The following is a 21,389-nucleotide window of genomic DNA, read 5'->3' as shown; positions in this document are numbered from 1 at the left end:
GTGCCAAAAGCGGATATCGAGCACCATAGCCACTTTTTATGTTTTAGTTACTACGACATACCTATTATCCAAGGTATAGTAATACCTAAACTGACCGACGATACCCCAAGGATAAACTTTAGATGATTCATAGAACTACATTTGGAATACATATATACCCCTGAAAAAAGCGCAAGTACCGACCACATGGCAGACCCCATAAAATATACGCGAATTGCACTTTGATTTAGTGACGTTGTATAAGCAGAGCCTGCAATAAAATTTAAAAGAAGTGCGACGAATACCCCCATGAAAGGTAAAAAACCTATCATAAAAATTCTTTTCTTAAGCACCCATTTCTTCATATGTAAATCCATTCGATTAAAAACGCCTCGTTAAGCGGCTATAAATAGCGACGAAGTGGCAAAAGCCAACTGTTTTTTGTCCTTTTTTAACGACTTGTTATAAGCCGTTAATAGCACATACCTCTTTCATAAAAAGGCATAATTTGGTTATAAGCTTCTTCATACCCCTCTGATTTTAATAAACTATACTTTTCTGTAAGTTCTATTTGGTGGTAACCATGCATATTACTTTCGAGTGATACAGCTCCAATAATTACTTGATTATTCTTCCCTAGATCTTCAGTACATAAAGCAATTAGCTTCTCGGTACCTTCAGTATCAAGATCTTGCTGTTTAGGTGAATCTATTACAATAGGTAGCATACTTACTGAAGAGTGTTTTTCCATTGTTTTGAGTAAACCATAATGATAAGCAAAAATAGATCTTGGGCTTCTGCTTCCTGTCTTACTCTTTGTTATTTTCCCATACTGGATTAAGGGAGCAATAATAGGCGAACCTATACCTAACTTCTCCTGTGCGATCGATAGATAAGATTTGAAATCATCGTTAATACTTTGGGTACGTTTTTTATCAGTAAACTCATTTTGTTTTTTAATCAACGCTTCTAAAGCTGTCGTTTGAGCACCAATTTTTTCATGAAGGCTTTTTATTTGTTCATCAAAAGTAAACTCTACTTCTTTACTCGCTTGAGACTTAATCACGTCCTGTAATGTCAATTCACCTCTAACCTCTTGCATCATTGAGTTTAGCTCTGAACTCAATGTTTTCGACTGACGCAACTCTTCTTTAATTGAGTTTATTTGGTCGTCTAGAGCTTGTTTTTCGTCATACATTTGAGGAAGAATTTCTAAAATTTGCTCCCTATTTTCGAACATGTGATATTTTTCTGCAGCATCACTAGTCGTATGGTCATCAAAGTTTTCTATGAGGTTTCTGCATACATCAATTTCACTGGCTATTGAGTCTCTACCAGAGAGTAAGCTTAATAGTTTTAATCTAAACTCTGATTCTTCTTCGTTTAGTTCCTGACATTTTGCTAAAAACTTATTCAGCAAATCTTGATAATATTCAATATCTATATCAAATAAGACTCTGCCGAATGACTCTTCAAATCTTTTCTTAGCTGCAAGAACTACGGTGAGTGTTGCGCTAAGTTCTTCTAACTCAAGCTGTATTGTTTTTATTTCACCAACCAGTTCATAATATTCTTTTGGTTTCATCCCTGAGTGAAACTGTAAAGAGTTTTTTTGCCAATCATCATACATCGCTAAACCTAGAAATGATGATAAAACAGTATGCCAACCATTATCTTGGTCAATATAAAACGGTAGATATAAACATGCAGGATTAGCTTGGCTTTGTTTGCCTGTTTTCTTGAAAGATAGCTGTAAATTAAAATCGAAAATTTCCCGAACTTTATCTGCAATAGCACTCATGTGGCTAGACGCTACTATTGGTTTTGCATCGTCAGAGTTTAGGAATATTGAAATCCTTTTATTATGCCTAATAAATGAATAACTTTTTCCTTTAACGCTTATGCCAACCTTGGTAATAATATCATCATCTTTCCAATCTTTATCAATCCGACAATCGCCTCCAAGCGTGAAGTATAACGCCTTTATTAAACTAGATTTACCTGTATCATTTTCACCAAAAATCATATTAACAGTAGGTGAAAAATCAAAGCTAAAACCTTTTTTATCTCTACGAGAAAGGATAGATATATCTTTAAAATGTATGAGACTCATTATTCCTCGCCTCCTATAATATTTTTTATTACTGAATAAACAATGATGCACTCTTTTTTAGGGTCAGTTAGGGCTAAAGAATAATCAGGAAGAGATACTTCTAATAATTTAATTGATTCAAAGATATACATAGTCATAGATTTTTCTACTGCTTGCTTATCGAATAACAAGTCAGCTTTTTCCAAGTACAATTTCTCGACACTTGTAGATGACTTTACTGAGATACTTATACGCGTAAAAGTCGATTGCAATGACAGTAATTGAATAGGGCTTTTACCCATATCAGCGAATATCGAGCGAGCATTTTCCCAATCAGGTTGTAAGCTCTTTGTTGCGCAAATATTATTAAGCGTGTCTTTTACAAATGAAGAAGTAAAACCTTTCCTTCTGATGAGCTCATCGAAGCTTCGAATATCTGATGATCTTACTTTCGCTCTGTCTCTACATGCACTTTCTAGAGTTCTAGCAAATGATGTAGGATTAATTTCAATACTATCGTCGAAATAGCTTTCAAAGAAGTCACAAATTTTACCTTTTAAGTGTGCAGAGTGATCTTCTAAACTCAAATCAGATGTTAAGAATGTTAACTTTGAGAGTTCCAAGGCATCCTCACTAGATAATTGCTTAGATACTTTATCTAGTACAATTTTTTGATCTTCTTCCTTAATTTCATCTGCCTTAAACTTGTTTCTTTTATCAAAACTAAAGTAAGCATTAGAAACAAACAATAATTCAATATCTGAATTGTCAAATTTGCTTTTCTGCTCAAATAACTTACCAATAAATGAAATAGGCTTTTTCTTTGTAGCCGTAATTAATTTACTTAATGTCCACGGTTTCTCATTAGTTTTAACTTGGGCAAACGTAGCTTTTTTTGGAAGGTTCTCTGAATCAAGAATAAGTACGTCATCGTGATATTCAAAAACAAAAACGTATTCTTTATCTTGTAATTCATATTCAAACATATGAGAAAGAGCCCAACAGGCTTGAAAGTCAAACCCTCTTTGAGCTATTTCACCACCTCGTTCTGTTTGAGGCACATCAATAAGGCTTTTAGCTAATTCCATCATAATCCTTTACAAGAATCACAGGTATACTCCATGCCAATTTACGGCTTATAACAACTTTATCAGACGACACTTTCACTATTTTAGCGCGAAAACGTCCTTATTTTGTGAACGTATATTAATAACAAATAGTGTAAGTTATTACCAGCTATAAATATTATGCTTACTGTAGCTTATTTAAACATGCAAAAAAGAGGAAGGTTTCCCTCTTATTCTCACTATTTTAATGACGACTCACCTGAATATCCTATTATCGCTCTTTACCAAATTTTACTTAAGCGCAGAAGACGTTAATCTTGCTAGTTATTTGTGATAACAAACTCGTGGTAGCCTTCTGTTTCAGGGGGATCAACTTTATCAACACGCACAACGTTTAATTTAGCAAACAAACTATTCCAAAATTTCAACGCTGAACTATCGTTTAAATGAACTGCTACATGCCACTGATTTGTTTCAACAGGCATCAAGTTTTGAATAACAAATTTGGCAATGCCCTGTTTTCGATATTTGGGTAGAATAAAAATATCAGCCAACTCAGGTATTTCTTTGCCAACGATCTCAGTTGGTTCTACGGTAGCAAAACCAGCAATTTGGTTAGAAACGAGTACAAGATAAATAATGCAGTCTTCCTCACCACGCACTACACATTCTAAATATTCTTCATCAATATCATAGCAACCATCTAAACCAACATCTTCTAAATCAAATATACTCTGATGATATTGGTAAAACTGCCACAGCATTTTTATTGCAGCGATATCGGTTGATTCAGCTTTTCGTATTGTAGTGTCCATTTTATACCTATTTCCTTATGTGTGGTCCGACATTAGCTTTCACTAAAGAGATGAAGATTCGCTAGTAGTTATCTTTAAAAAACATCATGTTATTAAACGATAACTACTCGAAAATAACAACAAAATAAATTTTAAGAATGGATTGAAAAAACTGCCAACAAGCGGATAAAACTTCACGTCATACAGAAAAGCTCTGACTAACAGCTTCTCGCTCTTTGTCTAACTTCGCATAAGTGTCAACTTTAGTCATTAAGGACTCTCTCGTTTATGCTTAAAAAGTTGTCGAAAATACGACAAGGTGGGCTTTGTACGATATCACAATAAAGTGTTCAAAAAGATTAGCAGGCAAACAAGGGAATGGGCGAAGTGCATATTTTATTCAGGCGCTTAAATATAGAAATACCATTGTTAATTTAATAAGATAGGCTACAAATTTAGAACCTTAGTTTCTGTTTGCTTAAATTATTGAGTCGACCGTCACTCTTACCTCTGCGATCGAAGATGATATTTAAATTTACCAAAAACTGGCTCTCTCCAAATTTTGTTATGGTTGTTTTGTTCTCAATAATATCCATGATCTCTACCTATTATTTACATGACTCTGAGTCTGTAAAGATAAAGGCTGCTTTGTTTGTTTCTCCTTTTTTCTATTTGACAGGGCTCTATTACTTTTTGCATTTATTAACAACTCCCAATGAAATTACTTTAGGCAACAACAGTATCGAAATTGATGGTAAGGTTTATTCGTTAGGCTTAAATACTAAGTGTAGTGTTTTATTTAATAAAGCATCACAGGCTGAATTCGAAATAACCATAAATAATAAAAAGATTGTCACAACGTCTTTTTTTTATAAATGTGATTTTAATGAGGAAGAATTTATCAGCTATTACATTGATAATGAATATGTGTTTGCAGGCTCAATGGCATTTAATTAATGGATAGTATCAAGCTGCTTTTAGTTAAATGCACACCTGTCGGTTCCCGTTGATAGTAATGACAGAACTAACTTAGATTTTGCAGTGACGAGCTAAACTCATCCCTTATGGCTCATACCTACATGCTAAGTTTTGATCTAATAGTTAAAACTATATAAAACTCAGCACGTAAATTAAGGGTTATTGCTCATCAGCGTCGCGAATGCGTTCTTTACGTTCTTGCTCTTCATCAAAGGCGGCTTGAATTTCGTCAAGTACTGAATCAACATCCGCAGCTTCGCCATCGTCTTCAAATTCGCCACTTAGCACTGAGTGCGGAGTTAAGTTAGCATCTTCAAACAGTGCCCACATTTCTTTGGCGTATTGCGTGTGTAATAACGCCGGTGCAAATTGGCCATAATAGCGGCGCATATTATTTACATCACGGGCAAACATAGCTTCGGCGCTATTATTAGCAGAGGCATTAACCGCTTGGGGTAAATCAATAATTACTGGGCCGTTACTATCTACAAGTACGTTAAACTCCGATAAGTCACCGTGAATAATCCCAGCGCATAGCATTAGTTTAATGTAGTGCATCATTAATATATGTTGCTCAATGGCTTGTTGCTCAGTTAAATCAACCGCGCCAAGTTGTGGTGCAACATCGCCTTCGTCATCACTTACAAGTTCCATTAACAATACACCGTCAATGCAGCCGTAAGTTTGCGGTACCCGAACACCTGCTGAGGATAAACGCGAGAGTGCGTCAACCTCGGCATTTTGCCAAATTTCTTCTTCTAATTGACGGCCGTAACTTGAACGTTTACCCATAGCACGGGCTTGGCGGCCACCACGTACTTTTCGTCCTTCTTGGTACTGTGCAGCTTTTTTAAAACTGCGCTTACTGGCATCTTTGTATACTTTAGCGCAGCGAATGTCATCGCCACAGGCCACCACAAATACATCGGCCTCTTTACCGCTCATTAAACGGCTGATCACTTCATCAATAAAACCATCATCAACTAATGGCTGTAAGCGTTTAGGTATTTTCAAACGACACCTACTAAAAATACAGGGTTGGCTTTTTGTTTTGCTATGTGGTTCAAACGAGGCATACCTTTGGGGATTGAAGAAAGTTATAAATTATTAGTAAACTTTAAAGTTACATTTAATGACTAAATACGCAGCTAGAATAAGCGACTACAGCTAAAAAGCCAACCGCCTTTTTTGCTTTTTAAACATTATTGAACAAGAACCTAAATAAAACCAAAAAAACGAGCACGGTTTAGCGTACTCGTTTACTTTATATTATTAAAAAGTGTTTAGAACTGCCACACTAAAGACGCCCAATAGCGACGGCCATCTTCAACATAGCCATACTCTTGCTCTGTGATCTCTTTATCAAGCAAGTTGTAAATTCCAGCACCAAGTTTAACGCTGTCACTTAGCTGATAATTAGCGCCTAAATTGGCAATGGTATAATCAGGAGCAATTAAACTACTTTGTGAAGGCCCTGTGGTAGGCTGGCTTTCTTCTCCACGATATTGCACACGTAACCATCCGCCTAACTTATCTGTTGGACGCCAATTTAAAGACGTTTGTAAACTGTGTTTTGGTAGCTGATTAAGTGGGCTCCCCTTATATTGACCAGTTTTTTGCTCTGAGTCGGTGTAGGTATAACTGGCACTCACATCAATCTCAGTTGAAATATCGTAATCTACTGATAGCTCAACACCTTGGGTTATGGCTTCATCCACATTAATGTACGTAGTTGGCATGGAGCCGAACTGATTTGGACCATCTGTGCACTGCGTTAATGGGCATGCTATACGGGTTATTTTGTCATCAAATTCATTATAAAAAACGGTTGTCGATATGCTTAAATCGCGTCCAGAATCATAGTAAACACCCATTTCATAGTTGACTGATTGCTCAGGCTTTAAGTCAGGGTTACCATAAATATTACCGCCACGACTCACTTGTCCCCACTGTGCAGTAGATTGGCGAATATTTGGCGCACGGAAACCCGTTGATATGCCGCCTTTGATGGTGATCGCTTTAGATGCGCTATAAACACCGTATAAACGTGGACTCCAATGACCGGCAAAGTTGCCATCATGATCGTAACGTAGGCCTGCGGTAAGCTTAAAGTCATCCGTTGCTGCCCACTCGTTTTCACCAAAAACTGACCATTGCTCGTTTTCTACATGGGTTAAGTCGCTAATTTTATTACTTGTATAATCATCCAATGACTCTTTTAAATAGGTCGCACCAAACGTAGAGTTATGATCACTAAATAGCGGTAAACTCCAAGTTGTTTGAATGTCGGTATTTTCGACAAACATTTCACGTGAGTTATTATCAAACTTATCGTATTTAATGTAACTACGCGACGATCCAAAGTCATAAAAACCATTGTGTGACATAGAGTATGTTTGTTGCTCATACTCAGTAGTTGCTGATTCAGGACAGCCACGTCGACCACAGCTTTCTCCTGGCGCAAGCTCGGCAACTGTTTTGCCGAGGGTTTCATCTAATGTTTGTTTTGCCGAGCCAAGTTCAAACATTAATTCGTGACTATCATTAGGTGTTAATGTGAACTTAGCTTTTACGTTACTTTGTTCTTTGCCTCGAAATCCTGCAGTAAAATCATCTTCATTTCGCTTTGAAAATTGACCGTATAATTGCACGCCCAATAGATCTGGAATAATGCCACCAGAAGTGAAAAAGCTGGCTTGGTTTATATCACCTGACTGGCTTTGCTCTTGAATGGTGCTGTCTAAACGCAGTTCTCCATACCACTGCTCTGGCGCTTTACGGGTAATAATATTGATCACACCACCAATAGCATCAGAGCCATATAGCGACGACATAGGGCCACGTATTACTTCAATACGTTCAATCGCTGAAATTGGCGGCGTCCAAGCACCTTCTACGCCCGGGCCATCACTATTTGGTCGTGTTTCTCTTGAACTTTGGCGTTGTCCATCAATTAAAATAAGCGTGTATTGGCTTGCCATACCACGCAAGCTAATATCTTTTCTGTCACCTCCGCCAGTCACTATTACACCCGGAATATCAGCCATTGCGTCAGTTAAGTCACGATAAAAGCGTTTTTCTAGCTGCGCTCTGTCGATAACACTAATACTTGCAGGTGCCTCTTTGAGCATTTGTACGTAACCAGAAGCAGTGACAACCATTACTTCCATATCTTGTTTTTTTTCATCAGCAAAAGCAGGGTTAGCAATTGCAAAAGTACTTAAAATAAATGCAGTTACCGGCCTTAACTTACAACTTACCGTGTTCATGATATTTCTCCGTGACATTTAGCATGTAAATGATAATAATTAGCGTTTGCGATAATAGTGAGAAGTTCCCTTCTTCTCAACGCTATTTTTATTAAAGCTAATTTAAGTAAGGCTTAACGGTATGAGTGATAAGTTGACTAAAACCCTGAATATATTTGTTCGCACAGTACAAACGGGAAGTATGAGTAAAGCTGCCGCAGACCTTTTAATGACAACCTCTGCAATTAGCCAGCAAATAAAACAAATAGAGCTAGATGTAGGTTTGAGTTTATTTAATCGCAGCCCTCGAGAATTAACGCTTACCGAGGCGGGTGAACTGTATTATCAAAGTTGTTTACAAATGCTTGCCGTTGCAACAGCTACATCAGAACAATTACAGCATTTACAAAATTGTCCGAGTGGGCAATTAAAACTAGCCGCCCCTGTTGGTTTTGGTGGTGGGTTATTAAGCGAGCCTGTAAAGCATTTAATTAGCCAATTTAGTGATATAGATGTGCACTTAACGCTTTCTGACGAGCCGATTGATATGATCAGAACAGGTATAGATTTAGTGCTGGCGATTGGCCCTCTCGAAGACTCAAACTTAATTGCACGCCAGCTCGCTAGTTGGCCATTAATACTGTGTGTTCATAAAAATCATGCACTAGCACAGCAACCAAAAATCACACTGGATGACCTAAAAGCGCATAACCGCATTGCGCATATAGCTGTTGATCCGACGCTTACACACCTTACTCGCGGCGTAAGTACAACACTACCAAAAGCGCGTATTACCATTAATAATATGCAAACTGTGATTCAATTTGTTCTCGACGAGTTAGGCTATGCTATTTTGCCTGAGCCTGAAGTACGCAATTTCTTAGCTACAGGAGAACTTTTAGAAATATGCACTGATTGGCAACTTCCCCATTACGATGTATTTGCTCTAACGCCTGCACGCGACACGTTAGCAGCAAAAACATAAGCTGCAGTGAAGGCACTTAACGCATCATTTTCAGCTATTTAAATAACCTAAGTTCAGGTTAAGGCTTGTTTATAGTTAACTAATTGCAAGCCAAACTCCTACTAGCACCATTAAACTCCCCGCAATTCGGTTCATCCACTTGATGTTATTGCCTTTAGTTAAAAATAACCGCAGGCTTTTACCACCTGTTGCGTAAATCATCATACAGATAAACTCTGAGAGCAAAATAATGGCCACCAGCACCGCTAATTGCGGCGCAACACTGTATTGCACGTTAATAAAAGGAGGTAATAAGGAAATCATAAACGCCCATCCCTTTGGATTGGCAATGCCGGTTACAAACCCCTGTGAAAATAATGAATATCGGCTCACGGCTGTTGTGTTATGCGTATCAACCGACATTTTTCCTTTTGCACGCCACATATTAATGCCAATGTAAATTAAATAAGCGCCACCTAGCCATTTTAAAATATCAAATGCACTGGGGTAATTAAGCATAACACTGGCTACACCAAGCACCGCGGCTACCGCAACTGTTGCTACACCGAGTAGTTCACCTATCATCATCCATAAAGTTCGTCGCACGCCAATACTCATGCCTAAAGTCATGGCCAGTGTCATACACATACCGGGTGTAATTGATACAAAAAAGAAGGTAGGAATAAATACCGCAAGTGCAGCTACATCAATCATTTAAAGCTCGCAATAAGTTAAAAATAAAGTCGTGATAGGTTCATCCCAGAGGGTAAATGAAAAGAGCAAAGATTAAAGACAAATGATCTGACCCGATACAGGAGACACGGGGTTTTAATTTATTGATTCATATTGCATGGGGCTCATATTACAGAATTAGGCACTTCTTGGCCGTGGTTCATTAGCGTTGATTCATTAAGTTTCTCAATATAGAAAAATAGCGACATGGTTGCATATTCGCTTTGTAACATATACTAAGCGCTTATTCAGCTTTACCACGGTAGTATTCACACCCTTGAACTTTAATAAATATAAGGTTATCAAAAAGGAGTAAGTTACATGGCAGCTACACCTAAAAGTACTTACGCGGTTACTAATGCGAAATCGGCTTTATTGAACCCTGAGCACAGTATTGAAGTAAGAGGCGCACGTGTTCATAACTTAAAAGATGTGGATTTAAACCTCCCCCGTAACTCACTCGTTGTATTTACCGGTATATCTGGCTCTGGTAAATCATCTCTTGCCTTTGGAACGTTATTTGCCGAGTCGCAACATCGTTACCTTGATTCGGTATCGCCTTATGCGCGCAGATTAATAGATCAGGTAGACGAGCCTGATGTCGATTCAATTGAAGGCCTGCCACCAGCGGTCGCACTCCAGCAACAGCGTGGTGCGCCATCGGTGCGTTCATCCGTGGGTAGCGTAACCACTATTTCTAACGCACTGCGAATGTTATATTCGCGCGCAGGCGAATACCCCAAAGGGCAAGGCATTCTTTATGCCGATGCGTTTTCGCCAAATACGCCACAAGGGGCATGCCCAGAGTGCCATGGTATTGGCCGCGTATTTAACGTAACCGAAGAGCTACTGGTGCCCGACCCCACTAAATCAATTAGGGATCGCGCCATTGCCGCATGGCCACCGGCTTGGCAAGGTAAAAACCTAAGCCGTATACTTACCTCTTTAGGTTACGATATTGATAAACCTTGGAATACCCTGCCTAAAAAAGCCCGAGATTGGATTTTGTTTACCGACGAAACCCCTACAGTGCCAGTGTTTCCCGAGTACACGCTTAAGCAAACCCAAGCTGCTATTAAAAATGAAGAAAATCCTAGTTACATGGGTACGTTTTCGAGTGCTAAACGCTTTGTTTTACAATCGTTTGCAAGCACTCAAAGCCCGCGTACTAAAAAGCGCGTGTCGCAGTATATGCAAGTATCATCGTGCCCACAGTGTGATGGTAAAAAACTCAAAAAAAAGTCGTTATCGGTTAAAGTCGCAGGCTTTGATATTGGTGAAATTTCGCAGTTAACACTTAGCGAACTTGCGCAAACATTAAGTATTGCCGCTAGCAAGCCTGCTAAAAGTAACGCTGCAAATCCAGAAAAAGCTATAGTGGCAAAGCGTATAGCAGGCGATATTCTTAAACGCGTTGAAGCGTTAACTAAGCTTGGTTTAGGGTATTTATCACTGGAGCGCACAACCCCATCGTTATCGCTAGGGGAATTACAACGCCTAAGGCTTGCAACGCAAATTCGCTCAAAGTTATTTGGTGTAGTTTATGTGTTAGATGAGCCATCGGCAGGTTTACACCCTGCAGATACGCAAGCCTTATTAGCCGCATTAGATGAACTAATAGCCGCTGGTAACTCGGTTTTTGTGGTTGAACACGACGTAAGCGTTATTCGCCATGCCGATTGGGTGGTCGATGTAGGGCCAAATGCTAGCACACACGGCGGTAATATTGTTTACAGCGGCCCTGTTGAGGGTTTAAAACAAATTAGCAGCTCACATACTAGCCAGTATTTATTTAAAAATGAAGAAAATCACCTAGCTCACATACAACACAAACAACACAAACAACGCCGACCAAAAGCATGGCTATCGCTTAAAAATATTGAGCGTAATAACTTACAAAAACTCGATGTAGAATTTCCACTTGGGGTTATTACAAGTGTTACGGGGGTATCTGGCTCAGGTAAATCGAGCTTAGTAAGCCAAGCGCTTGTTGAACTGGTTTACGATGCACTTGGGCAAAAATCGCAGCCACAAATACCAACAGACAACGCTGAGCTGCTCGAGCAAGAGCTCGACATAACAACCGAAGGACAAATAACGCAAGGCATTGAGCATATAAAACGCCTTATCACGGTTGATCAAAAAGCCATTGGCCGCACACCTCGTTCAAACCTTGCAACTTACACAGGCTTATTCGATCATGTACGAAAATTGTTTGCTAATACCAATGAAGCAAAAGCGCGTAAGTACGATGCCGGTCGTTTTTCGTTTAATGTTAAAAAAGGCCGCTGCGAAAACTGCGAAGGTGTAGGCTTTGTTAGTATAGAGCTGTTATTTTTACCTAGTGTCTATTCACCCTGCCCTGTGTGTAATGCTAAGCGCTACAACCAGAAAACACTCGAGATTACATATAAAGATAAAACCATTGCCGATGTGCTTAATTTAACGGTTGAGTCGGCGCATACATTTTTTGACGATGAGCCCGCTATTGAACGCGCGCTAAATACACTGCTACAGGTAGGCCTTGGCTATTTACGTTTAGGGCAACCCGCTACTGAGCTTTCAGGTGGCGAAGCCCAGCGTATAAAACTGGCCACTGAACTACAACGTGCTCAGCGCGGCGATACGCTTTATGTTTTAGATGAACCAACCACTGGTCTACATCCTAAAGATGTGGCCATGTTAATGACGCAGTTAAATGGCTTAGTTGATGCTGGCAATACCGTTATTATGGTCGAGCACGATATGCAAGTAGCCAGCAACAGTGATTGGGTTATTGATATTGGCCCAGGAGCCGGCGACGAAGGCGGGCATATAGTTGCACAAGGTAAACCTGAAAAAGTGGCAAATGTAAAAGCGAGTAAAACAGCACCATTTTTACTGAAATAGTTAAAGAATAACGCTTTTAATTTTATAAAAGCGTTACCTATAGAGTAGTTAACGCTTAAAATAACTTCTTGGGATGAATTCAATATCTGCAATTCAGATTAATTTATACACGCCGTTTTTATTTTGATAACCAATTAGAAATAGCCTCGCCTATTTCATTCGGCGAATCTTCTTGAAGATAGTGGATACCGCTCACGGTTACCTCAGCTAGGTTTGGCCATGTGCGCACAAAGTCTCTTGCGTAACCAACTAAAAAAGCACCTGGTTCTGCATTAATAAATAGCTTTGGAATATCATGAGAGTTGGCTAAATAACTCGCATAGCTTTTTACTAAAGCGACAGTATCGGCAGCCTCTCCGGCAATGGGAAGTTGGCGAGGCCCTGCTAAAATTGCACGGCGATCCTCCCCGGATTTATAAAGGGTCTACGATATTCGTCGTGTTCTTTTTGCGTTAATTGACGCGAAATAGTCGCTGGTAATATTGTTTCAATAAAAAAGTTATCATCAAGCACCATTTTTTCACCCTCAGCAGAGCGCAAGGTGCTAATTGGGCCATGTAAGTCCTTAAGAAAGTCATCCCATGTTGGAAAATCGGTAACAATTGCTTCCATTAAGGCAATCGCTTTTACTGCATCACGATGTGTATTAGCCCAGTTAAAACCAACACCAGAGCCCCAATCGTGCAGTACTAAAGTAACATTACTGTTCACGCCCAACGCTTCTAAAAGTGCAAATGTGTATTTGCTGCTTTCATGGGTGTTATCTAACTTTTTCGAATCTCCTAATCCAATCATATCCATAGCAATTAAACGCCCTTTTCCTTGTAAATATGGCATAACATTTCGCCAAAGGTAGCTAGATGTAGGATTACCATGTAAAAACACAATAGGATCGCCTTCGCCTTCATCTATTTAGGCCATTTTTTTATCTAATATAGTTTTAAACTTTTTTGTATAACGTAATGTTTCTGAATCATTTTTTATTTAATTGATATACATGACTGAATCACACAATAAACGAGCGTACTTAACTTGTCACTATATTTATGTGATCGAATCACATACAATTGAATTTATGAAAAATGAAAAATACATATCAAATTTAATCGGCACGTTTGCCACCTTTGTTTCTAATGACATTGAAAAGCAGATTGCCGAATTAGGCGGGCGACGCTTAAGCCACGAATCGGCACTCGTCACTATTTACAACCACCCAAATGAAACCATAGATGTACTGAGCAAGGTTTTAGGCTTAACGCACTCTGGTGCGGTTAGATTAATAAATACGCTTGAAAAAGAAGAGCTTGTAGAGAGGCGTAAATCGGTAAAGGATGCTCGCTCTGTTGTTTTATACGTAACTGATAAAGGAAGTCAAAGGGTTAAAAGAGTACTAAACAGCCGAGAAACAGCCACCTCTAAAATACTAAATAGCTTTAATGATGAACAAAAACAAAGCTTTTTAAGTTTGATAGAACTAGCGCTTAGCAGCCTAACAAGCGAGCAGATAGAAGCCCGTAAAATATGCAAACTATGTAACGAAGGTGTATGTAGAAAGCGTGGTTGCCCAGTAGAAAATGCTATTAAATAAAGTACACCCCACTTAAAAATTTATCCAATAAGTTAAAGAATGATAACAGCCACTTTAGTCGTTTTTCTTACATGAAATTAGGTAAAGATGGATTCGATTATAGTTATAAAATTCATGCATCTTTTTAAATTGTAAAGGTATTCCCCCCTTGTACCTTTTTTAAAATAAGAAAAAAGAACCGTTTTAATGAGAGTTTTTAGCTATAAGGTTGACCCATCTAGTTACAAGTGTTAAAAAGTGAAAATGAACACTAACTTAATAAAGGAATAATTGTATGATAAAGGGAATAAAAATCGCTTTAGTATCAAGTGTAATGCTCTCTGGCTGTGTAGTTACTGAAACTATTAATGGAGGTATTGCTAGTTTAAATAACTCTTTCACAACTGCTGAATTACCTATTACATACACAAAAGCGGCTAAAGAAAGTGGCACTGAGAAAATGAAGCGTCTTGCAGTTATTTCAAATAACAGAAACGCAGCTACAGGTATAATTGAAACAAACCTTTCAAATATTCGTGTGAATGGCCAACCTTACTTTACCTTTGTTGATAAAGCTTCTCTTAGTAAAATTATAGAACAACAACGGTTTAATGAAAGTGATATCAGTAACTCAAAAAACAGAACCCGCCTAGGTAAACTTACAGGCGCAGATACACTTATCACTGCTGACTACACTGCTGATGTAGATACCTCTACTTACTACGAAAAAGACAGTGAATGTATACAAAAAGGTGATAAATGGTACAAGTGTGAGAAGTCTAGAGAAATAACCATTAAGTGTTCAGAAAAAATTGCGAAAGTAAATTTTAAACCTAAGGCTGTATCTGTAGAAACAGGGCAAATTGTTTTTACTAAACAATATTCACGCCTATCAAGTAGTAAAGTATGTAAAGGTGACGACCCTCATCCATCTGACTCTGTATTACGAGGCAGAGCACTTGCCGCTGTAATAGAAGAATTAAAACAAGATGTTGCACCACACCAAGTGACTAAAAATGTAAAGTTGATGGAATCTGATGATTCAGATTTAACTGATAAAGCAGAAGAGTTATTAGACCTCGCTGTTGAATTTGCAGAAAAAGACATGCCTGACCACGCCTGCAAAACCTTTGCAAAAGCTCAAAGTCAGTATTCAGAATCACTGGCTATAAACTACAACAATGGTGTGTGCGCAGAAAGAGCGAATGATTTAGAATTAGCAAAAGCATATTATGAAAAAGCGAGCAACTTAACATTAGACGTTGACGAACTTAAGTTTGTTATTGAAGGCCAAACACGGCTTGTCGAGCGTGAATCGGATAACGCAAAGCTAACTCTAGCAACAACTTCAAACCGTTTGTAATTTAAGTTAAGGCCTACCAATTTTGTGTTAGGCCTTATTGCTGTTGGTAAAACTATGACTACTAGAACATCCTCACTACTATTAGCGGCAATAGCGCTAAGTCCTTTCCTTACTAATGCAGCATCACATTGTAGTTGCAGCTCATACTATGCAAAGAATGCCCAGCCTAAGTGGGTAGGAATAGATATTGTTGATGATGAAAAATTAGCTAGCTCAGGCTCTTCACAATGCTCTGGTTTAAAAACAATTGATGAACGTCGGTCAGCTAAAAATGCGCGTGAAGAGCTCGCAAAATTACTAAGTACTGATATTTCAGTGAAAGAAATAATTAAAAACACCTCATCAAGCACAGTAAGCCATTCTGATTACAAATCGGTGATTGAGTCTCAAACCAATCAGCTATTAAAAAGCGCAAAAGTATATGATCGTTATGTAGACCCTATTAACTGTACTGTATATGCAGCTATTTCAATTAGTAAAGCCGATCTTGAAGAAGGCCAACAAGAAAAAATAAAACAACAACAAGCAATGCTAGGCGCAAAAAATAGTTGCTTAAAAGTAACGGGCGAAAATAGCTCTCAACTTACAGAGTTACTCACTGAGCAACTTTTACAGCATGGATATAAATTAACAAACTCGGCTTGCGAAGTGACCTATTTAGTTAAAAACTCGATAATAAAAGCACAAAGTAAACTTGTAATTACACAGTTAAAACTTCAAATAGATACACAAAGCAAAAAGTCTATTTGGCAACAACGTTTTGAAGGAAAAGGTTTGAGCTACTCTAAACGCTCAAAAACCGAGTTAATTCATTTAGCCAATCAAGACAGCACAACTAATTTAATAAATAGCATTGTAAAGTTAAAAAATACTGCTATCGATTCTTATTAGCGATTATATTAAGCCATGTTTTAAACAGTTATATTTAACACTGATAAACTATATTTTAAGGATGAAAATGTCTGTAGGAAATAACTTAGAGCCTGAGGCTAACACTGAAGAAAATAAATCTTTGTTAGCTAAATTGAAAGGTTACTTTATTTTACTTATGGTTACTTTAATGGGTCTTGGAAATTGGGCCGATAGTAAAGCACTCATAATTGAAGGGTACAACGGATTCATTACTCACTTTACGAACCAAATCGAAGAAAAAAAGATTACTGCGCTAGATATTGGCAACTACTTACCTTACGCTGAAAAAAAAATAGGTATTCCGCAAGTAATTAAAACATCATCTTTGAATACTGATTACGAATATAGGTATTACAAAAATACGAAATATTTACTCACACTTATTAATAAAAATACTCGTATAGTCGGCATCGCCGTACATAGCTTAAAATACGATAAAGCTATGGTACCGGAATTTACACCCTTAATACCTTTTAATAAAAAAATGCTCAGAGTTAATAGTCTAAGCGATGTTATAAAATCAAGTAACGAATTTTATTTTGATTCTCATAATATTAAATATTATATGCAGTCAAAACAGTTAAATGCTCAAGGTATGTTTTTGAACCTTAGCGTTGGCTTTAGTAACTACGCACCATTACTTGATGAAACGCAAAAAGCTTTATTTAAACTTGATGAGTTAATGCTTACTCAAGATGACGAAAAAGCCTTAGCTAAAACAACCGAGATACTTGCTAACACTGCGGCTACATTTTATGCAGTATCTGAGCTATCTAGTGAATACATCTCTGATTCATTACTGACCAAGTATGAATTTAACGCTTATTTTTAAGGATAAAAAATGCGTCACACTTTATTATTTTTTGCTTTATTTAGTGCTTACAGCGGGGCTACCACGCCGACGTTCGAAGAATTTAAAAAACAGCAACTTGCAAAACAAACCACTTTTAAAAACGATCATCAGTTGGAATATCAAGCATTCAGACAAGCATATCTCGAGGAATACGATAAATTTAGAGATAGATTATTGCAAAACTGGTCAAGACCTGTACAAAGCTCATTATTAGAACGTGTTGAATATAGTGCGGATAAAAAAACACGTATTATTATTGATGAACAAAATTCGACCGTGACTGTACAAACACTTGAAGACTCAAATGAAACAGGACTAAAAGCGACTTCTCAAGAAGAAGCATTAACAACAAATCAATTGTTAAATAATGTTAAATTATCGCCGGTTTTAACTGATATTTTTAAAGACCTTAGCTTACTCGATAAAGCAGTAAAAACAGCAAAAGTTGATATAAAAGCACAGCCAGACAAACATGAAAGCGAAGTCGCATTAATTAATGAAATTACTTCTCAACACGAGCAATCATTGAGTAGTTTAGATAAAAACGAGCAATTACCTAAAGCACAAATTGATATCCAAAAAGAGCAGCTTACCAAAGAAAAAGAACAACGTATTAGTAATTTAAATAATGCGCTAAAAAAAACAAAAGAGCAAAACCTTACCTACAAACGCATTAAGTCGCATACTTTCGCTCTACCCGATACTTATTTACAAAAAAAAGTAGCGCCTTTTGTTACTTATTATAGCCAGTTTTCTAAAGACCAATTATCTTTACTATTAGCTATTTCACATGCTGAGTCGTCATTTGATCCTAATGCAAAATCGCATATTCCAGCATTTGGATTAATGCAAATAGTGCCAAACTCAGCAGGCTTAGATGTTGCTCGCAAACAATTTAAAAAGGATATAGCTCCTACAGCTAAAGAATTATTCGACCCAAAAACTAATATAACTTACGGTGCTGGGTACTTAGACATTTTAACGACTCGATATTTGCGCAAAATTAATAATCCCATAAGCCGAAGATATTGTGCCATTGCAGCTTATAATACTGGCGCTGGTAACGTAGCTAAAGCATTTAACTTAAATAGAAGTACGAATATAAATAAAGCGGTAGCCTTAATAAACCAATTAGATAGCGAAGGTGTATACGCACAACTTATAAATAATTTACCGTACGACGAAACAAAAAAGTACTTACAAAAGGTAAGTAAATTAGATATTCAATATCAAAAAAACTTAGAACAATGGAACCTTAACAATAAGGAAGTAAATCATGCGAAATAAACTTTTAATATTGGCAGTTGCTGGAGTTATTACAGCATGTGGTACAACACCACAAAAGTCTCAACCTCTTGCTGAAAACGATTCTGTTCCAAGCTGGGTTTTACAACCTACTGCACCCGAGGGCGGTTTGGCTTCATCTAGCTGTGTAGTATGGACGGGAAATATGGCTGCAAGTAGAGCACAAGCTATTGCCAATGCACGTGCCGATCTAGCAACTCAAATTAGTGCTAAAGCGCAAGTAATGGATACACTAATAAACAAACAAACCCAACAGCAAGACTCAACGACGACTAATTCATCATTTACGCAAATAAGTAAACAGGTAGCTGAGCAAAGCTTAGTAGGGGCTATTGCTAAAGAAATTGGTTTTGCTCGCTTAGATGGAAAGAAACAGTTATGTGCGCTTGTAACTATGGAAAATACTAAGCCTTTATTTGATAAATTAATCGAAACGTCAGGAAAGAATTTAAGCCCTAATGATGAAGATATGCTTTATCGTGAATTCAAATTAAAAACAACAACTGATGAGCTTAAAGCGCTAGATAAATAAGCGTTGAGGGCGTTCAGAATTCTGTGTCAGCCTAAGTTGCTAAATATCTAGCACACCATCTAACCTACCTTCGAAGTGGATGGCCAATTGCGACAATGTCAGATTCCAATTATGGATTGGCATTGTCCATTTCTTCGAGGCATTCAATATGCCTGCATACAATAATTTCATCAAGCTGTTTTCATTAGGGAATGCTCCCTTAGTCTTGGTGAGTCGCCTAAACTGACGATGTACAGCTTCAATTGCATTTGTGGTATAAATAGCTTTTCGCACGTAATCTGGATACTTGAAGTAAACCGACAGATTGCCCCACTTACGACGCCAAGACTCGATAACGATAGGGTATAACTTGCCCCATTTGGCATCTAATTCGGCGAGAGCGGCTTCTGCTGCATCTTTAGTGGCAGCCTTATAAACGGGTTTCAAGCCAGCCATAAACTCTTTTTGGTGCTTTGAAGCAACATACTTCATCGAATTACGAATTTGATGAATAACGCACTCCTGCACTTCGGCGTCAGGATAGATTGTTGCTATTGCTTCAGGGAAGCCTTTTAGTCCATCAACACAGGCAATTAAAATATCGGATACACCACGATTATGTAAATCTGTTAATACTGATAACCAATAGTTAGCCCCTTCACTTTCAGAGATATATAAACCAAGTAACTCTTTGCGGCCCTCGATATTGACACCTAGTACGGTATAAATAGCCTTACTCACGTAGCGCCCATTTTCTTTAATCTTATAATGAATGGCATCAAGCCAGATAAACGGGTAAAGCGTGTCTAAGCTGCGCGCTTGCCATACTTTAAGCTCTGGTATCAGTTGGCCTGTTACGGCAGTGATGGTGGCCTCTGATACCTCAACGCCATACATATCCTGTATGTGGCCTCGAATATCTCGATAGCTCATACCTAAAGCAAACATAGATAGGATTTTCTCATCAATTTCAGGCGTTAACTTGGTTTGGTTCTTTTTAACAAGCTGAGGTTCAAACGAACCTGAACGGTCTCTGGGCGTTTCAAGTTCGAATTGGCCTATGGATGACTTAACTGTTTTTTTGGTTGAACCATTTTTACGGTTAACTTGGGTCTCAGATTCTAAATGCTGCTCTAATTCAGCTTTAAGAGCCGCTTCGGTGAGTTGTTTGATTAAGGGTGTTAGAACACCGTCTTCGCCAGTAAGGCCTTTACCAGCTTGAAGTTCAGCTAATGCTTTGTTGAAGTCGAAAGATTGAGTCATGTGTCACTCCTGTTTTCTTAATAATACTGAAATGACACAGATTTCTAAACACTACCTAAGCGTTTCATAACAGCCCTAATATAAGTTAGGGTTGTTATATTAATTAAATAACTACAATAAATTACCCTAGTATTAACCAAACCCCCACTAGCACCATTAAACTCCCCGCAATTCGGTTCATCCACTTGATGTTATTGCCTTTAGTTAAAAATAACCGCAGGCTTTTGCCACCTGTTGCGTAAATCATCATACAGATAAACTCTGAAAGTAAAATAATGGCCACCAACACCGCTAACTGTGGCGCAACACTGTATTGCACGTTAATAAAAGGAGGTAATAAGGAAATCATAAACGCCCATCCCTTTGGATTGGCAATGGCGGTTACAAACCCCTGTGAAAATAATGAATATCGGCTCACGGCTGTTGTGTTATGCGTATCAACCGACATTTTTCCTTTTGCACGCCACATATTAATGCCAATGTAGATTAAATAAGCGCCACCTAGCCATTTTAAAATATCAAATGCACTGGGGTAATTAAGCATAACACTGGCTACACCAAGCACCGCGGCTACCGCAACTGTTGCTACACCGAGTAGTTCACCTATCATCATCCATAAAGTTCGTCGCACGCCAATACTCATGCCTAAGGTCATGGCCAGTGTCATACACATACCGGGTGTAATTGATACAAAAAAGAAGGTAGGAATAAATACCGCAAGTGCAGCTACATCAATCATTTAAAGCTCGCAATAGATTAAAAAATAGTGTTAATTATGAATGAAAGGGTAAAGGAAAAAAGCCAAAGGTGAAAGGTAAAACAACTATCAGTAAGGTAGAAATAACGGCTTCGAGGATCGGGTTAAGAGCACC

General features: G+C 38.1%; 18 protein-coding genes. 9 read left to right on the top strand and 9 right to left on the bottom strand.

Annotated elements, in window-relative coordinates:
• Positions 1-451 precede the first annotated feature (451 nt).
• From PTET_RS17375 to PTET_RS17365, 3 genes are all read right to left on the bottom strand, one after another.
• Positions 452-2,092, bottom strand: a complete 1,641-nt coding sequence (locus PTET_RS17375; protein WP_096039028.1) for an SMC family protein — start codon at positions 2,090-2,092, stop codon at positions 452-454.
• Positions 2,092-3,162, bottom strand: a complete 1,071-nt coding sequence (locus tag PTET_RS17370) for a DUF4297 domain-containing protein (RefSeq protein WP_096039027.1) — start codon at positions 3,160-3,162, stop codon at positions 2,092-2,094. Before PTET_RS17370 ends, PTET_RS17375 begins: the two co-directional genes overlap by 1 nt.
• Before the next feature lie 296 nt (positions 3,163-3,458).
• Positions 3,459-3,953 (bottom strand): GNAT family N-acetyltransferase, encoded by a 495-nt coding sequence (locus PTET_RS17365; protein ID WP_096039026.1) that lies wholly within the window; start codon positions 3,951-3,953, stop codon positions 3,459-3,461.
• A 501-nt stretch (positions 3,954-4,454) separates the two neighbouring features.
• On the opposite strand from PTET_RS17365, the gene PTET_RS17360 reads away from it, so the two are divergent.
• Complete coding sequence (locus tag PTET_RS17360) at positions 4,455-4,889, top strand: hypothetical protein (protein ID WP_244186388.1); 435 nt, start codon at positions 4,455-4,457, stop codon at positions 4,887-4,889.
• A gap of 180 nt (positions 4,890-5,069) precedes the next feature.
• On the opposite strand, the gene PTET_RS17355 is transcribed toward PTET_RS17360, so the two are convergent.
• Both PTET_RS17355 and PTET_RS17350 read right to left on the bottom strand, forming a co-directional pair.
• Positions 5,070-5,924 (bottom strand): PA4780 family RIO1-like protein kinase, encoded by an 855-nt coding sequence (locus PTET_RS17355; protein WP_096039024.1) that lies wholly within the window; start codon positions 5,922-5,924, stop codon positions 5,070-5,072.
• Positions 5,925-6,193: 269 nt separating this feature from the next.
• A complete protein-coding gene (locus PTET_RS17350; RefSeq protein ID WP_096039023.1) occupies positions 6,194-8,179 on the bottom strand; it encodes a ligand-gated channel protein in 1,986 nt (661 codons plus the stop codon).
• Between the two features lie 121 nt (positions 8,180-8,300).
• Here PTET_RS17350 and PTET_RS17345 point away from each other — a divergent pair, with 121 nt between their 5' ends.
• Entirely contained in the window at positions 8,301-9,143 is an 843-nt protein-coding gene (locus tag PTET_RS17345; RefSeq protein WP_096039022.1) for a LysR family transcriptional regulator, read from the top strand.
• 75 nt (positions 9,144-9,218) lie between these two features.
• Here PTET_RS17345 and PTET_RS17340 read toward each other — a convergent pair whose 3' ends face one another.
• Positions 9,219-9,836: a LysE family translocator gene (locus PTET_RS17340; protein WP_096039021.1), complete on the bottom strand. Its 618-nt coding sequence runs from the start codon at positions 9,834-9,836 to the stop codon at positions 9,219-9,221.
• A gap of 339 nt (positions 9,837-10,175) precedes the next feature.
• On the opposite strand from PTET_RS17340, the gene uvrA reads away from it, so the two are divergent.
• Positions 10,176-12,743 (top strand): excinuclease ABC subunit UvrA, encoded by a 2,568-nt coding sequence (gene uvrA, locus PTET_RS17335; RefSeq protein WP_013463053.1) that lies wholly within the window; start codon positions 10,176-10,178, stop codon positions 12,741-12,743.
• A gap of 384 nt (positions 12,744-13,127) precedes the next feature.
• Here the strand turns inward: uvrA and PTET_RS19255 are convergent, their stop codons facing one another.
• Entirely contained in the window at positions 13,128-13,580 is a 453-nt protein-coding gene (locus tag PTET_RS19255) for an alpha/beta fold hydrolase (protein WP_236613549.1), read from the bottom strand.
• Positions 13,581-13,740: 160 nt separating this feature from the next.
• Here PTET_RS19255 and PTET_RS17325 point away from each other — a divergent pair, with 160 nt between their 5' ends.
• The 6 genes from PTET_RS17325 to PTET_RS17300 all read left to right on the top strand — a co-directional run bounded on the left by PTET_RS17325 (position 13,741) and on the right by PTET_RS17300 (position 19,275).
• Entirely contained in the window at positions 13,741-14,331 is a 591-nt protein-coding gene (locus PTET_RS17325; protein ID WP_236613548.1) for a MarR family winged helix-turn-helix transcriptional regulator, read from the top strand.
• A gap of 274 nt (positions 14,332-14,605) precedes the next feature.
• Entirely contained in the window at positions 14,606-15,673 is a 1,068-nt protein-coding gene (locus PTET_RS17320) for a hypothetical protein (protein ID WP_013463050.1), read from the top strand.
• A gap of 54 nt (positions 15,674-15,727) precedes the next feature.
• Positions 15,728-16,564 (top strand): TonB-dependent receptor, encoded by an 837-nt coding sequence (locus PTET_RS17315; RefSeq protein ID WP_138765091.1) that lies wholly within the window; start codon positions 15,728-15,730, stop codon positions 16,562-16,564.
• A 67-nt stretch (positions 16,565-16,631) separates the two neighbouring features.
• Positions 16,632-17,417, top strand: coding sequence for an ETEC_3214 domain-containing protein (locus tag PTET_RS17310; RefSeq protein ID WP_013463048.1), 786 nt, complete (start codon positions 16,632-16,634; stop codon positions 17,415-17,417).
• A gap of 9 nt (positions 17,418-17,426) precedes the next feature.
• On the top strand, positions 17,427-18,725 hold the full coding sequence (locus PTET_RS17305) for a transglycosylase SLT domain-containing protein (protein WP_013463047.1): 1,299 nt from the start codon (positions 17,427-17,429) through the stop codon (positions 18,723-18,725).
• Positions 18,715-19,275: an LPP20 family lipoprotein gene (locus PTET_RS17300; RefSeq protein ID WP_013463046.1), complete on the top strand. Its 561-nt coding sequence runs from the start codon at positions 18,715-18,717 to the stop codon at positions 19,273-19,275. Before PTET_RS17305 ends, PTET_RS17300 begins: the two co-directional genes overlap by 11 nt.
• Before the next feature lie 39 nt (positions 19,276-19,314).
• On the opposite strand, the gene PTET_RS17295 is transcribed toward PTET_RS17300, so the two are convergent.
• Both PTET_RS17295 and PTET_RS17290 read right to left on the bottom strand, forming a co-directional pair.
• Positions 19,315-20,517 (bottom strand): IS256 family transposase, encoded by a 1,203-nt coding sequence (locus tag PTET_RS17295; RefSeq protein ID WP_096039020.1) that lies wholly within the window; start codon positions 20,515-20,517, stop codon positions 19,315-19,317.
• A 121-nt stretch (positions 20,518-20,638) separates the two neighbouring features.
• Complete coding sequence (locus tag PTET_RS17290; RefSeq protein ID WP_013463044.1) at positions 20,639-21,256, bottom strand: LysE family translocator; 618 nt, start codon at positions 21,254-21,256, stop codon at positions 20,639-20,641.
• Positions 21,257-21,389: the final 133 nt, after the last annotated feature.

It is taken from the genome of Pseudoalteromonas tetraodonis (assembly GCF_002310835.1).
GTDB classification, from domain to species: Bacteria; Pseudomonadota; Gammaproteobacteria; order Enterobacterales; family Alteromonadaceae; genus Pseudoalteromonas; species Pseudoalteromonas tetraodonis.
This window is presented reverse-complemented; position numbering and strand designations above follow the sequence as displayed.

Coding starts and splice junctions, on each gene's coding strand:
- PTET_RS17315 (WP_138765091.1), top strand. CDS start 15,728: ATGACTACTAGAACATCCTCACTACTATTAGCGGCAATAGCGCTAAGT.
- PTET_RS17325 (WP_236613548.1), top strand. CDS start 13,741: ATGACTGAATCACACAATAAACGAGCGTACTTAACTTGTCACTATATT.
- PTET_RS17305 (WP_013463047.1), top strand. CDS start 17,427: ATGCGTCACACTTTATTATTTTTTGCTTTATTTAGTGCTTACAGCGGG.
- PTET_RS17365 (WP_096039026.1), bottom strand. CDS start 3,953: ATGGACACTACAATACGAAAAGCTGAATCAACCGATATCGCTGCAATA.
- PTET_RS17370 (WP_096039027.1), bottom strand. CDS start 3,162: ATGATGGAATTAGCTAAAAGCCTTATTGATGTGCCTCAAACAGAACGA.
- PTET_RS17345 (WP_096039022.1), top strand. CDS start 8,301: ATGAGTGATAAGTTGACTAAAACCCTGAATATATTTGTTCGCACAGTA.
- PTET_RS17340 (WP_096039021.1), bottom strand. CDS start 9,836: ATGATTGATGTAGCTGCACTTGCGGTATTTATTCCTACCTTCTTTTTT.
- PTET_RS17300 (WP_013463046.1), top strand. CDS start 18,715: ATGCGAAATAAACTTTTAATATTGGCAGTTGCTGGAGTTATTACAGCA.
- uvrA (WP_013463053.1), top strand. CDS start 10,176: ATGGCAGCTACACCTAAAAGTACTTACGCGGTTACTAATGCGAAATCG.
- PTET_RS17310 (WP_013463048.1), top strand. CDS start 16,632: ATGTCTGTAGGAAATAACTTAGAGCCTGAGGCTAACACTGAAGAAAAT.
- PTET_RS17290 (WP_013463044.1), bottom strand. CDS start 21,256: ATGATTGATGTAGCTGCACTTGCGGTATTTATTCCTACCTTCTTTTTT.
- PTET_RS17360 (WP_244186388.1), top strand. CDS start 4,455: ATGATATTTAAATTTACCAAAAACTGGCTCTCTCCAAATTTTGTTATG.
- PTET_RS17350 (WP_096039023.1), bottom strand. CDS start 8,179: ATGAACACGGTAAGTTGTAAGTTAAGGCCGGTAACTGCATTTATTTTA.
- PTET_RS17375 (WP_096039028.1), bottom strand. CDS start 2,092: ATGAGTCTCATACATTTTAAAGATATATCTATCCTTTCTCGTAGAGAT.
- PTET_RS19255 (WP_236613549.1), bottom strand. CDS start 13,580: ATGCCATATTTACAAGGAAAAGGGCGTTTAATTGCTATGGATATGATT.
- PTET_RS17295 (WP_096039020.1), bottom strand. CDS start 20,517: ATGACTCAATCTTTCGACTTCAACAAAGCATTAGCTGAACTTCAAGCT.
- PTET_RS17320 (WP_013463050.1), top strand. CDS start 14,606: ATGATAAAGGGAATAAAAATCGCTTTAGTATCAAGTGTAATGCTCTCT.